We start from the raw sequence: 12,666 nt of genomic DNA on the forward strand, positions 1-12,666 counted from the left end.
CTCCTCCGCCTCGACGCCCACCTCGGCACCCACCATACCGACCGCTTCACCCAGCCCGACGGCCTCTGGGACCAGTGGGTCCAGGCACTGGTCCACCTCAGCGACCAACCCGGCTACACCCCCGACGCACAGCGTCGCTGGACCGATCTCCAGTGCGACTTCGCCGACGGGTGGATGCGTCCATGACGTCGAGGAGCGCTGCGAGACGCGCCGAGGATTGTTGCTTTGCCAGTGCCTGTTGTCCGACCTGCCTACTACCCACCTCATGCCAAGCGCGCCAGAGCGGGTCTCGCGTCATGCCCAGGGCACACGCTCGGCCTCGCCAACCCACCCACCCCTCTTGGCCAGGTTGCGGTATGACCCTCGATACCCCAAAGACTCCAGGATCAGCAGAGAAAGATAATGGCGCGTGAGTAGCCAGGTTTCCATCACAACTCCCGGTACCCGGTAAACGACGTCTTGAGATCCCGTAGGGTGCACCAACCTGTTCCGAACCCACGTCACAACATCAGGCCCATCCATGTCTGCCCCGGACTCTTGCCTCCTCATGCTGACCAATCTTGTGAGCGCAGGCAGCTGTTTCGGATCGATTGACGTCGGAATCCCCGCGTCTTGCAGGACCTCGCGTAGCAGCGAATGCGCTGGGCGCGCCTTGAACTGGTTCCGAGTGAGACGACCACTGAGTACGAGTCGCTCCCACATCACATGCTCAAGGCCAGCGGCCCCAATCATGACCCTCTGCTCGACGAACCCCGTGTCGTTTGTGGCGGTGACCGCATAGTTGATCTGCAAGCGGAGCGGCTCCGCTCTGTCAGGGTCAGCGAATGCAGGGATCAGCACGTCGAGCAGACTGGCGAGAGCCTCGGAATCGAACGGCACCCACCATCCCGAGCTGATCTTGCGCGCAGGGTCACAGAGGAGGGATCGCCACTCCTCCCACGCAACCTCGCCATGTGTGTCTATTCCAGCCGGGAGGAGCGGTGCCACCCATCGGCCGAGACCAAACGACAGCCCGACGTGGAGGGCCCTAAGAACGTGCTCTGCCTCAGCAGCAGTGAACGTACTCCCGTCGACCCGGCTTAGCTCCATGACGTGCGTCATTACGTACGCATGAACCTTATGGATATCCACCCGGACGTCTTTATGATCGGGCCTCACATCGATGACGATCTTCCAGTCACCGATCTCACGCAGCCAGCGCCCACCTGACCAAAGCCGCTTCCCTTCACCTGTCCTCTCAGCCAGGTGATACTGCCCTTGGAATTTCGGCAAGTTAAACCAGTGCGCAACGACTCGCCTCAACGGTACGGCAGAATCGCCAAGTTCTGCCCCGTTAGTCCATCCATCGCATTGTCCACGGAAGCTGACGCGTAGGGCAGCCACACCGTAGGGCCGCAGCAACTGCAGCGACACCTCGTCGCGAAGTTCCAAGGAGAAATCCGACTCACCTGTCAGGCTCCAGTCGAGGCTCAGCTTGGGCGAGCAAGTCAGCTCTACGCAACCAGCAGCGCCTTCCTCCTCAACACCGCCTATTGGGCCGTCGTACAGTACAACTGATTCGCCTGGCATGTTGAAGGGATATACCCCCTGGATTGGCGACGATCCTCCCTCCCGCTGGGAATCTCTCATCTCTCCACCCTTACGCACGCACGAGCTTCTTGAGACGGATGTGGCCTTAATCCTCCTGCCTGCGGGTCGAAGCAGACAAGCCCCATCGATGCCGCAAGTTCCGCAGCGTAGGCCGAAGCCTCCTCGGCCATGCTGTAGCGCATCGGGAAGTAGATCAACGGGCCCGCCGCCTCACCGATCAATGGCCCGGTCGACCAGGGAGAGGTGTCTTCCTCGTCCTCCGTGAGATCCACCCATCGCGCCAGGAGCGCGGCTACGTACTCGGCGATACGCGGTGACGGTGGAAACTCTTCGTCCGTATCGATGTAGCGGTCGTACAACTGGGTGAAGACCTCTCGCGCTATCGCATTGTCAGCGGGTTTGTCGCCTTCCCAGACTGCCAGGTCGTAGCTCATGGCCGCACTGTGCCATACGCCAATGACAGCGCGCCTTCGGCGTCACGCAGCATGGCAACCAGACGCACTGTCCGAGGGCGCTGTTACCTTCCGCCCATGACCGCATCAGACGCTCTGCTTCGCCGCCTCGAACAAGACTCGTCGCTGGCTGCCGCGCTGGCCTGGCCAGGCGACTTCGACATAGATCGCCGGGATCCCATCGAGGACCTTGTACTCCCATCTGGCAGGCCGCTGCACCCGGTAGCCGGATGCGGCGCCGGCGGCACGTACTTCCTCTGCGGGGAAGCCGCGGCCGAGGAGCGGCCTGTCCTATATGCCGACTCCGAGGGCCAGGCCACGTTGATCGGCGCCGACCTCATCGAGGCCATCACGCTCATCGCCGTACTGCCCTTCTGGCGCGACCTGGCGAAGGGCTTCACGATCAGCGAGCTCGGCTCGGACCTTCGGGCTGACCACCCGGACTTCGACACCGAGCGCGACCGCCTCCTGCACGCCCTCGGGCTTGCTCCCATCTCCGAGGAGGAGGCTACCGCTCGGCTGCTGGCCGTGGCTGTACGCACGGCCCCCGGCTACGTGCCGCGCGTACCGGACGACGATTACCTGCCGTACGAGCTTCTGTTCCCGAGTGGTCCTGCGTAGCGAAGCCGGCGCTTGACGTCAGTACCTGGCGATGACCTGTCGTGGGTCCGTGCCAAGGAGGTCCCCCAGTGCTCTGACGGTGGCTGGCGGCAGCGGTAGCTCGCATTCTGGATCCGTGGTCACGAGGCTGTACCTGGCGAAACCCGCAGCCTCGACGTAGTCGAGGGCGTTCAAGTCCGTCTGGGCAGAGCAACAGGGCACCGTCACGGCAAGTGAGTCGAAATAGCCGTCTGGAAGGGCTGCCGTGTCCATCGCGTTGCCCCACCAGTCTTCGATGTCGGAGCCGCACGCGGGGCACCGAACACCGCACCCGTTCTCCCCTGGGTCGATGAAGGCTGCGCCGGGGATGTCCCAGACGTCATAACCGCCCAGCGCTTCAGGAACCAGTTGCTGTAGCTGGGCCTGCGCAGCCTCGCTCGCGGCTGGCGCAGGCGAAAAGTGCGGATCCTTGCGTATGAGGTGAAGCAGCGTGATGCTCACGCTGCCGACCAGCCGTCCAGCGAGACCTCCGAGCCGTCATTCAGGTAGTGGTGGAGGGCGCTGGCAGTGGTATCCACAAACGCCTCGGGGATGGCGTTGGCGTCGACCCAGCGGACCTGAGAGTGCTTGCGGGGTTCGCGGTTTTCGGGTTCGCCCGTCCAGTCGTGGGCGGCGAACACGACCGTGAGGAAGCCGTTGGGGGCTTCGACGCCCCAGGCGCCGTGGATGATGTGGGCGACCTTGAGAGACTCGGGCTTCACGGTGAGTCCCGTCTCCTCGTAGAGCTCGCGCACCGCAGTTTCGGTGATGGGTTCGCCCGGCTCGCTCTTGCCGACGGGGAGGTCCCACAGGCCCTGGGCGAACTTGGCGTTTTCGCTGCGCTGGAGGAGGACGACGCGGTTGGTGGCCTTGTCATGGACGATGACGGCCGCGACCAGCAGGGTCATCGATGCGAGCGCTGGCTTGAGGGCTTGGGAGCGGTCGTCGGTCTGCTGGGCCACGGTGTTCCCTTCATCGGGCGGGTTGTTGGGCATGTTAGGCGAGGGCCTCGCGGGCGCGGTGGGCGAGATCGGCGGCGCCGGGAACGCGGCGGCGCTGGTAGACCGCGAGCGTGGAGCGGATCGAGGTGATCGCTTTCCGGGTCCGGTCGGAGGTCATGCCCTCCATCAGGACCAGGGCCTGGGTCCATGCGGCGACCGCTTCGTCGGCGCGGGCCTGAGCGGCGAGGCTGTCGCCGAGGTCTGCGTGGGTGAGAGCGTGGACGCGCTTGTACTTCACGGGGTCCCAACGGGTGAGGGCGTCTCGGTGCTGCTGTTCGGTGCCGATGTGGTCGGCGAGGTCGGTCAGGGTGCGGGCGGTGTGGCTGGCCACGGTGCCGGCGGCCGGGCCGCTTACGCGGGAGTAGCTGGGCTGGGGGCCGTCGTCGCGGAGGAGGGCGCCCTCGGCAGCGAGCAGGGCGCGCGCGGCCAAGGGGTGCTCGTCGACGGCCGCGTAGGCGCGGGCGTGGGTGATGTGGAGGAGAGCCTCGGTCTGGCCGTCGACGTGGCCGAGACCTGTGCGTAGGGCGCCTTCGACGAGGTCGACGCAGTGGTGGGGCTGCTTGAGGCTCAGGGCCTGGTGGGCGAGGGCGCGCATCATCCAGGCGGCGTGGCCGTGGGGGTCCGCCTCGCAGGCAAGTTGGTAGCCGACCTGGTAGTACCGCTGGGCGGCACCCTCCTGGCCCAAATCGTGGTGCTTCCACCCCGCGAGGTAGGCCAGTTCGGCGACCGCGCCGAACGCTGCCCGACGTAAGGGTTCGCTGGGGAATCGGCCCCGAAGCATGGGGGCGGCTGTGTCGGCGAGGTACGCGGTGACGGTGGTCAGACCGTGTCCGCCGCCGAGACGCTCGTCGGCGGCGCTGAAGGCCGCGGTGATCTGGCGTACGACATCCACGTCCTCTCCGCCGACCAGGGACGTGCCGGTGCGGGCACGGAGCATGCGGGCGGTGGCCTCATGGTCGTGGTTGAGCGGCATGGCGACGCCGGCGGTGGTGAAGGCCGCGATGGCGAGGAAGCGGCGGCGCTCGACGTCGGCGCGGCCCAGGTCGGTGGCAGTGAGGACGGGGTCGGATTCCGCCTGCTGTTCGGCCTCGCCGGCGCGGAGGCCGATCTCGGTCTGGGTGATCGTGCGTCCTGCTCGGCGGGACAGTGCTTCAGCGAGGTACTGATCTACCCGGCCCGAAGGGGCGCGGGTGCCGTTTACCCAGTGCGAGATGGCCGACTTGTTGGTCTGGAGGATCTCGCCGTTCTCGGCGGCGATGCGCCGCACGTCCCTGGCGAGGGCCTCGTAGGTGCAGCCGACCGCATCGATGACGTCGCGCAGACGGGAGTTGGGGTCTCTCTGCGCCGCCACGATCGCCTCCGCTCCGGAGCTGTAAACCGCGTATACCGCTTCAACTGCCTCCCACCGTACCCACTGAGCGTGACCACCGGTTCACTAATCAGCAGCCGCCCGGAACGGCGCGACCGTGCTCCAGGCTCCCTCTTGGTCCGGGCGGCTCCTCGAAGTTCCGTACGTACGCCCACTCCTGGTTCGGGCATTCCTATGCCCGGACCCGGCCGAACAGAGACGGAGACACGGTGACCACCATCGACACTATGGCCATCACGGTCGAGCTGCCCGGCGCCTTCGACCCGCGCTGGAGCCGCCTGCCCGGCATCCAGGTCGACGGCCGGCGCATCACCATCGACCCGGCCGAGTACTTCTTCCGCTTCGAGTCCAACACCTGGCTCGTCGCCGACTGGGAGCTGGTCAAGGCCCAGCTCCTCAGTGTCGACGAGACGACCGAGAGCGCGGTCGAGCAGCTCGCGCTCGACTTCATCAAGAACCACGGTGAGTCCACCTCCGACGCGGCTCGCGTCCTGGCCACCGCGTACGAGGTGTACGCGTACCTCTTCCGCGACGAGCACCTGACCGGCCTCGGACTCCCGCAGATCACCGCCGACCACCTGCGGATGCTCCGCGAGGCCGCCACGCTCATGGCGCTCAACAAGGTGGAGCTCGACGGGCACATCTCCAACGTCGGCCCGTGCTGGTTCTTCCCCGCCGCCACCTCCGTCGTCTTCGACCTGAACGACGAGACGGGCGGGATGCTCGACGAGGTCTACCACGGCGGCTGGTTCAACGAGCACCGCCGGATCGAGTCCATCAAGGCCCACGCTGCCCTCGGTGGCCGGCTCGTGCACGGCTGCCAGTCCGTGCCGGACCAGTCCGGCGGCGTGGTCGCACCCTACGGTGCCTCGATGGCGAACTTCCGTGACGACCTCGCGGCGTTCAAGGCGGGCTGGATCGAGCAGGTCTACGCCCACCGCGTGAACCCCGCCGCGTAACCCACCACCCGATCAGGCTCCGGGGCGGGCCGGCATCTCACGCCCGCCCCGGACGCCACCATCCCCCGGAGCCCTCACGTGACCACCACGAACCCCAGCGCCGAACTCCTCGACAACCTGCTCACCGTGGCCGGTCAGGCCACCGCCGTACGGGAGGAGGTGCGCGTGTGGTCCATGTCCGGCGTCGAGCGCGTGACCTTCCCCGACGGCTCCACGGCCATCTTCAAGTACGCCAAGAAGCCGTTCGACAGCGAGGACCAGGCCCTCCGGCTGGCCCACACCCTCGGTGTTCCCGTCCCCCAGGTTCACGCCTCCGCCGTTCTGGACGGCTGGCTCGGCATGCTCATGGAGGACCTCGGGCCGTCCGTTCGTGAGGCCGACGACCTGGACGGCGTCGCCGCGGCTGTGGTCCTGCACGGCACCCGTACGGCTCCCGCCCTGCCGGTCCTCGACCAGGAGCGGCTGCGCACGCTGCCGACCCGGGCACTGGAGCATCTCGAACGGCTACGCAAGGCCGACCGCTGGCACGACGCCGACGACGTCGAGGACGCGCTCGACAGGATCGCCCGGGCCGCCGAGGCCCGCTCGGCCGGAGCAACGATCGCCCCCTTCGGCTGGGTGCACTCCGAGTTCCACCCCACCAGCCTCCACATCGGCAAGCGCGGCTGGCGGTTGCTCGACTTCGCCCGCGCCTTCACCGGCCCCGGTCTGCTCGACCTCGCCAGCTGGCACGGCACCATCGAGCCCCCGCACCCTGTGCGCCTGCGCGTCTTCCTGGAGCAGTACGTCACCGCCGGCGGCACTCCCGACGCCCTCGCACCGCGCGGCGGACTCACCGCCGAGAACTGGGCCCTGGGCTGGCACCGCATGTGGGCCGTCGAGTGGTTCATGGAGCAGTCCATCCGCTGGATCAACGACCCCGCCACCGATCCCGCCTACATCAAGGCCGTCCGCCGCCACCTCACCGACGTCCTCCACCTCCTGGAGATCTGACGTGCTCGCCCAGGCATCCCCATGGCACGCCCACGCCCTCCAACGCACCGCCGTCGGACTCGCCGAACCCCTCGCCGTACCCGCCCGGATGGAATGGACCACGAGACCCGGCCAAGGACCCGGAGCCGAGATCCTTAGCCCCGACCTTCGCGGCAAGCGGCTCCTGGAACTCGGCTGCGGCCCCGGCCACAACGCCGCCCACCTCGCCACCCACCACGGCACTCACGTCACCGGCGTCGACCTGGTCGGCCTCCAGGTCCGCCGCGCCCGCTCCCACTACGGACGGCTGAGCAACCTCACCTTCGTCGCCGGGCACGCCCTGCACTACCTGCACGCCTCCAACGAGCAGTTCAACGCGATCTACTCCGTCTTCGGCGCCGTCGGTCTCATCGCCCCCGAACTCCTGCTGCCGACCATCGCCCAACGCCTCGCGCCCGGCCGGGTGCTCGCCTTCTCCGTTCCGCACCCGCAGCGCGGCGGTCGCAGCCCCTCCGGCGACGACCGGCCCCGCCGTGACTTCGTCACCCTCCCCGACCGCACCCGGCTCCCCATTGCCCGCTGGGAGTTCGATATCGACCGCTGGGAGAGGCACCTCAGCCAGTCCGGCTTCTGGCTCACCTCGGCCCAGGAGTTCCACGACCCCCGCATGGGCCACTGGCCCACCACCCTGCTGATCCGCGCTCGCAAGCTCTGACCAGCCATTCGCCCCGGCTTCCCCTGGAGGAACCGATGCGCCCGCCCTACCTGCTCCTCGACATCGACGGCGTCCTCATACCCTTCCCCAACGCGGACGGCTCGACCCCGGCCACCCACGCCCGCCACGACGTCGTCCCCACCGGCCGGAGCGCCGACAACCCGGTCACCGTCTGGCTCGACCCCGCCCACGGACCCATACTCATGGACGTGATCAGTACGGGTCTCGTCACGCCGGTCTGGTGCACCAGCTGGCGGCATGACGCCACCACCCTGATCGGACCGCTCCTCGGCCTCCCGCCTCTGCCGCACGTCGACCTGCCGCGTCCCCAGATCACCACCAGCCACCCCAACGGCTACCTCTGGAAACGCGACCACGTCGACGCCTGGCTGGACGACGCCCCCGCCGTCTGGATCGACGACGACTTCACCGGCCTCGACCACACCTGGGCGGCGGAACGCACCGCCAAGGGAACGCCGACCCTCCTCGTTCAGCCCGACCCACACCTCGGGCTGCAGCCCGAGCACCTGATCGAGCTCACGACATGGGTCTCGCAGTTACCCACAGCCCGCGCCGTCTGACGACTGATGCCCTCGCTGTCACGAGCAGCAAGGGCATCAGGGTGCTACTCGAGCGTGAGCCGTCTGCGGTCTGGGCAGGTATCGGCGCCGCTGATGTCGGAGTCGGCTGGAACACTGCGGCCGTGATCAACGAAACAACCCCGGACCTTCCTGATGCTGCCGCTGGCTCCCTGCCACCCACAGCACAGGCAGAGCTCGCCGGCACCGCCTGGGAGGAGCTGCCCCACTTCTGTACGGGCCGACACGGTGTGCCCGACACCCCAGACATCCTCGGCGCTGTGCTCGCCGCCGACCCGGCCCACCGGGTGCGGGCGGTGGGGGATCTGTACCGGCTGCTCCTCAATCAGGAGCGCGTGTTCCCGGCAACCGCCCCAGCGGCCTTGGTCCTCGCCCGTCTTCTCGACGATCCGCGCACCCTTGCCGAAGACCGGTGGGAACGCAGGGCCGGTCGGCGGCCGCTCCGCGCCGAACTGCTGAACTGGCTTGCTTCGTTCGCCGACATCGCCCGCCTGGGCGTCGAGGACGGTGTCGGCACGGCGCAGGATCTGACCGCCGCCCGTGCGGCGCGGCCAATGCTCCACGACCGCATCGCGGATTTCTGCGACGACGATCCACTGGTGAGGGAGGCCGCGCTCGCGGCCACCGCCCTGCTCCTGGCCGACTCCTCCCTCGCCTCGTCCGTACCTCGGTACGCGCCCGCCGTCCGCGCGGTCCTGGCCGTGAGCGTGGACTCGTACTACCGGTGGATCGCCCGGGAACGGCTGGCGGCCTGGGGCGAGGACGTCACCGGTCTCGTCGCCGCGGAGGAGGAGCACCACGCGGCCCTGGACCGGGCACGCGCTCTGGCGGACGACCCGTTCGGGGAAGGCCAGGAACAGGCGATCCGCTGGCTGGAAGCGCAACCCGAGGACACCGCGGCTCCGGAACAACCCGGCCGCCGGCGTGAGGACCGGATCGCGCCGACACAGGCGGCCCCGCACGAGCCGGCACCCAAGCCGCCCGTGGCCGCCCCGGGGAGTGAGGCGGGGTACCAGGGCCCGTGGCGGATCGCCCGGGAGGAGGAGCGCGCCGAGTGGACGTTCACGCCATACATAGGCGTCGGCCCCCTGCACTTCGGGATGACCTTGGAAGAGATCACCAGCGCCCTCGGCGAACAACCGACCATCTCGTCCTACTCCCATCACGACGAAGACCACCAGCTCAACTACGCCGACTTCGCCGAGAGCGGGATCAGGGCCCTCTTCCGGGGCGGCCGCCTGGGGTGTGTCGCCGTGAACGCACTCACCGGCCCCCAGGTAAGACTGGACACAGCCCCGCTGACCGGCTGCGTGCCTTCCCACGTGGAGGACTGGCTCGTCCACCGCACGACACTGCGGCCCGGCAGCCTGACGTACAGCCCCGCCGCCGATCCGGTCTTCACCGACCTCGGCCTGGCGATCCGGTCCCAGCGGGCCGGCGACGTCGTCCTGACCCGACCGCTCTTCCTACGCCATGACTGGCTCGACCTGTGGCACTCGCTGCCCAGCGAAGAGTGGAACTGCTCCTAAAGCGTGGTTCACCGGTCGGCCTCACCTGCGTGCGAGGCCGACCGGAGCGACACACCCGTCCGCTGGAGCGATATCGGGGGCGTAGACCACCGACCGGGTGAGGAATCAACGCGAGCAGCTTTGTGACTGGCTAAGCAGCGAGCCGTTGAACCCGACCGGATGCCCCGCCACGACGCGTGGCGAGGACATCTGACCAGGGCGTCAGCGGTGTCGACTTCGCTCTTCGGGCCTCATGGCCGCTGGTGCGGCCGGAGGGCGCAGCGCGGCGGACACGGACGAGGCGCCGCTGACGGTGCTTCGCCTGCGTGCTGCCTGAGCCCGCCGGTTCGGCTGAGCGGTGATGCGCCAGTTGAGGACCTCGGCGGGGTGTTCGGCGCTGTCGAGCTCCCGTTGGGCGCCCACCTCGGCCAGGAGACGTCGGGGGTTGTGGCCGGCGGTCTCGGCGTGGGCGAGGGTTGTGGTCAGGGCAGCCCAAGCGGGGTCCGCGAGGATCCGGTCGGCGTGGTCGGGGAGGACCACGCGAACGTCCTGCTCGTAGCGGCTGGCGGTTGCGGCCCGCGGTGCGCGGCGGGCCAAGTCCGCCAAGACGGGTGCGGCGGCCTGCTGGTAGCCCGCCTGAAGGTGGCGGAAGGATTTCTCGGCTGCTGCCGCCTGCTGTTCGTGGCCGCGCTGTTCGTGCCACTTAGCGGCGGCGCGGGCCAAGTGCAGGATGGCGAAGAGCAGGGCGATGGCGAGCCCGCCCGGCTCGCTGGAGGCGTAGGCGAGTTCCTTGGCGGCCTTGCGCAGGGCGGTGGCGGCCTGGTGGTCGGCGCGGGTGGCGGAGCGGCGGGCGTGGTTGAACGCCATTGCCGCCGCTCGCAGTTCCGCCCGGTGTGGGCCGGTCGTGGCGCTGGCGATGTTGTACAGGGCGTCGCCGAAGGCGGCCAGGTGGCCCTGGGCGGCGGCCTCGTCACCGGAGTCGAGTACGGTGCGTGCCGCGTGTATGGCGGTGGTGGTGTGGCGCCATGGGTCGGCGGGGTCCGCCACATACCGCGGGCGGTCGGCCACCTCCTGGTCGGGGAGGCGTTCGCGCAGGCGGTTTATGGAGAGGTCGGGGGCGAGCTTCGAGCCGCCGTACCAGACGGGTTCGCCGGCCGCGTTGGTGTCGCCTGGTGCGGCGAGGCTGTAGCCGATCACGTCACCGGTCTCGGGGCCGAGGCGCGTCTTGACCTTGATGCCGAGGGACTGCAGCACGGTGAAGTACTCGTCAATGCTGCGTACGGCGGCGGCGATCGCGTACGCCTGCTCCCGCAGCCACTGCCGTGACGTGACCGTCTGGCCCTCGCGTTCCGCCTTGGCGCGTTCGGCGCCCGTGGGGGTGCGGGGCGCGGTGAGGTCGCCGGACTTCAGACGGCGCAGTCCGAGTTCGGCTTCGATCTTGCGGCACTCCTGCTGGGCCCGCCAGCCATCCCGGTGGGTGCGGGGGCGGCGCCCGTCGGCGCGGACGGTCGTGGCCATGATGTGGATGTGGTCGTCGGCGTGGCGCACCGCGATCCATCGGCATGCCTTCTCGTCGCCTTCGGGGGCGATGCCGGCGGCGTGAACGATGCGGCGGGCGACCTCGGCCCACTCGGCGTCGGTGAGGTAGCGGTCGCCAGGCGCGGTGCGGACCGGGCAGTGCCAGACATGCTGAGGTGGTTTCTTGCCGCCCAGCTCGCGGGTGCGCAGGTCGACGTGATGGTCGAGGCGCTTGGCGAGCAGGGTGTAGCTGGCCTCGGGGTCGCGGCCCGGGTCGGGTGCGCCGGCCATGTCCCAGGCGGCGACGATATGAGGGTCGGTGTGTTCGTCGCGGCGGCCGGGGCCGAAGAGGTAGACGATCAGCCCGCGGGTGTCGGAGCCGGTGGAGACGTCAGGCACCATGCGCAGTGCCCTCGGTCAGGAGCTGGTCGATCAGCCGGTAGCTGTTCCCGGCCGCCTGCTCGACGTGGGCCAGCACGGTCTCGGCGTGCTCGGGGACAGTCCCTCGGTGGATGGAACCGGTGATCTGGTTGAGGTTGTTGCCGATGCGGTTCAGCGCGGCGGTGTGTGCCTCGATGGCTTCGATCAGTGGGCGGATGGGATCGCCCTCCGGGCTGCCGACCAGGCTCGCCTTGCCGAGGGCGACGGCGAGCGCGGCGTCGCCGACGAACCCTGCGAACTTCTGACCGCGCTGGTGGGCTGCGGCGGTGATCAGGCTGACCGCGGTGCGGGTGAAGCGGATGGTCTTCTCCTGGTCGCGTTTCTCGGTGGTGCGACTGCGGTTCATCAACGCGGGCAGTACGGGGGCGCCGGGATCGCGCCATGAGGGCTGCTCGACGGGCGATCGGACGTCGGCCGGCGGCTGGGCGAGCGGGGAGGTGGAGTCGGTAGCGGGTATCGGGCCGGGCTTGGCCACCCCCTCCTCCGGCTCGGGCGCCCCCTGGCGCCCGGCCTCCTCCGCCACCCCTGGGGCGGGGACAAGCGCGGACGAAGCCTCACTAGAGGCTCGTTCGCTCCAGCTTGCTGCTGATCGGCGGGCCAGGCCGAACAGTTTCCCGCGGCGACGGGGAGGAGTGGTGTCGGTGCTGTTGTCGGGCATGGTGGTGCTCCGGTAGTCGTGTGTGGGTGGGACTTCGTCACGTCCGTTGCATCCGTCGCGTGGCTGGTCAGGGCAGGTACGGACACCGCCGCAGGTACGGAGTGATCCGTATTGGCAAGGAGATCCGTCCCCACGCTGACCTGCGCGGGGACGGATGCGACGGAGTGATACGGACCCAGGGAAGTGGTCAACGAGTGCGCTTGGGCCCGGTCCCGCCAGGCGGGTCGACGGGCAGTGACCTGGGC

General features: G+C 68.8%; 14 protein-coding genes. 7 read left to right on the forward strand and 7 right to left on the reverse strand.

The window, feature by feature from the left end; all coding sequences use genetic code 11:
- Window positions 1-186: DUF6000 family protein (locus C1I97_RS18645; protein ID WP_258382628.1), on the forward strand; the 186-nt coding region annotated here is incomplete at its 5' end.
- Between the two features lie 108 nt (window positions 187-294).
- Here the strand turns inward: C1I97_RS18645 and C1I97_RS39290 are convergent.
- Together C1I97_RS39290 and C1I97_RS18655 are read right to left on the reverse strand one after the other, a co-directional pair.
- Complete coding sequence (locus C1I97_RS39290) at window positions 295-1,629, reverse strand: hypothetical protein (RefSeq protein ID WP_146608242.1); 1,335 nt, start codon at window positions 1,627-1,629, stop codon at window positions 295-297.
- A complete protein-coding gene (locus C1I97_RS18655; RefSeq protein WP_111004348.1) occupies window positions 1,626-2,024 on the reverse strand; it encodes a hypothetical protein in 399 nt (132 codons plus the stop codon). The genes C1I97_RS39290 and C1I97_RS18655 overlap by 4 nt, the downstream gene beginning before the upstream one ends.
- Window positions 2,025-2,120: 96 nt before the next feature.
- Between C1I97_RS18655 and C1I97_RS18660 the strand changes: the two genes are divergently transcribed.
- Window positions 2,121-2,663, forward strand: a complete 543-nt coding sequence (locus tag C1I97_RS18660) for a hypothetical protein (protein WP_111004349.1) — start codon at window positions 2,121-2,123, stop codon at window positions 2,661-2,663.
- A gap of 18 nt (window positions 2,664-2,681) precedes the next feature.
- Here C1I97_RS18660 and C1I97_RS18665 read toward each other — a convergent pair whose 3' ends face one another.
- From C1I97_RS18665 to C1I97_RS18675, 3 genes are read right to left on the reverse strand one after another with little or no spacing between them, the layout of a single operon-like run.
- On the reverse strand, window positions 2,682-3,143 hold the full coding sequence (locus C1I97_RS18665; RefSeq protein WP_111004350.1) for a hypothetical protein: 462 nt from the start codon (window positions 3,141-3,143) through the stop codon (window positions 2,682-2,684).
- The gene (locus tag C1I97_RS18670; RefSeq protein ID WP_111004351.1) at window positions 3,140-3,676 is read right to left on the reverse strand and encodes an NUDIX domain-containing protein; all 537 of its coding nucleotides are present in this window, start codon (window positions 3,674-3,676) and stop codon (window positions 3,140-3,142) included. The genes C1I97_RS18665 and C1I97_RS18670 overlap by 4 nt, the downstream gene beginning before the upstream one ends.
- Window position 3,677: 1 nt before the next feature.
- Window positions 3,678-5,033 carry a tetratricopeptide repeat protein gene (locus tag C1I97_RS18675; RefSeq protein WP_111004352.1) on the reverse strand — a complete coding sequence of 452 codons (1,356 nt, stop codon included), beginning with the start codon at window positions 5,031-5,033 and terminating at the stop codon, window positions 3,678-3,680.
- 227 nt (window positions 5,034-5,260) lie between these two features.
- Between C1I97_RS18675 and C1I97_RS18680 the strand changes: the two genes are divergently transcribed.
- The 5 genes from C1I97_RS18680 (at window position 5,261) to C1I97_RS18700 (ending at window position 9,825) form a co-directional block, all read left to right on the forward strand.
- Complete coding sequence (locus C1I97_RS18680) at window positions 5,261-6,010, forward strand: hypothetical protein (protein ID WP_111004353.1); 750 nt, start codon at window positions 5,261-5,263, stop codon at window positions 6,008-6,010.
- A gap of 165 nt (window positions 6,011-6,175) precedes the next feature.
- Window positions 6,176-7,003 carry a phosphotransferase family protein gene (locus tag C1I97_RS18685; protein ID WP_258382630.1) on the forward strand — a complete coding sequence of 276 codons (828 nt, stop codon included), beginning with the start codon at window positions 6,176-6,178 and terminating at the stop codon, window positions 7,001-7,003.
- Window position 7,004: 1 nt separating this feature from the next.
- A complete protein-coding gene (locus C1I97_RS18690; RefSeq protein ID WP_111004355.1) occupies window positions 7,005-7,697 on the forward strand; it encodes a class I SAM-dependent methyltransferase in 693 nt (230 codons plus the stop codon).
- Window positions 7,698-7,732: 35 nt separating this feature from the next.
- Window positions 7,733-8,278 carry an HAD domain-containing protein gene (locus tag C1I97_RS18695; RefSeq protein ID WP_111004356.1) on the forward strand — a complete coding sequence of 182 codons (546 nt, stop codon included), beginning with the start codon at window positions 7,733-7,735 and terminating at the stop codon, window positions 8,276-8,278.
- A gap of 248 nt (window positions 8,279-8,526) precedes the next feature.
- Window positions 8,527-9,825, forward strand: a complete 1,299-nt coding sequence (locus C1I97_RS18700; RefSeq protein ID WP_258382629.1) for a hypothetical protein — start codon at window positions 8,527-8,529, stop codon at window positions 9,823-9,825.
- Window positions 9,826-10,026: 201 nt separating this feature from the next.
- Here C1I97_RS18700 and C1I97_RS18705 read toward each other — a convergent pair whose 3' ends face one another.
- Window positions 10,027-11,724 (reverse strand): relaxase/mobilization nuclease domain-containing protein, encoded by a 1,698-nt coding sequence (locus C1I97_RS18705; protein WP_111004358.1) that lies wholly within the window; start codon window positions 11,722-11,724, stop codon window positions 10,027-10,029.
- On the reverse strand, window positions 11,714-12,286 hold the full coding sequence (locus C1I97_RS18710) for a plasmid mobilization relaxosome protein MobC (protein WP_111004359.1): 573 nt from the start codon (window positions 12,284-12,286) through the stop codon (window positions 11,714-11,716). Before C1I97_RS18710 ends, C1I97_RS18705 begins: the two co-directional genes overlap by 11 nt.
- Window positions 12,287-12,666: the final 380 nt, after the last annotated feature.

This window comes from Streptomyces sp. NTH33, from assembly GCF_003236365.1.
In the GTDB taxonomy this organism is placed as follows: Bacteria; Actinomycetota; Actinomycetes; order Streptomycetales; family Streptomycetaceae; genus Streptomyces.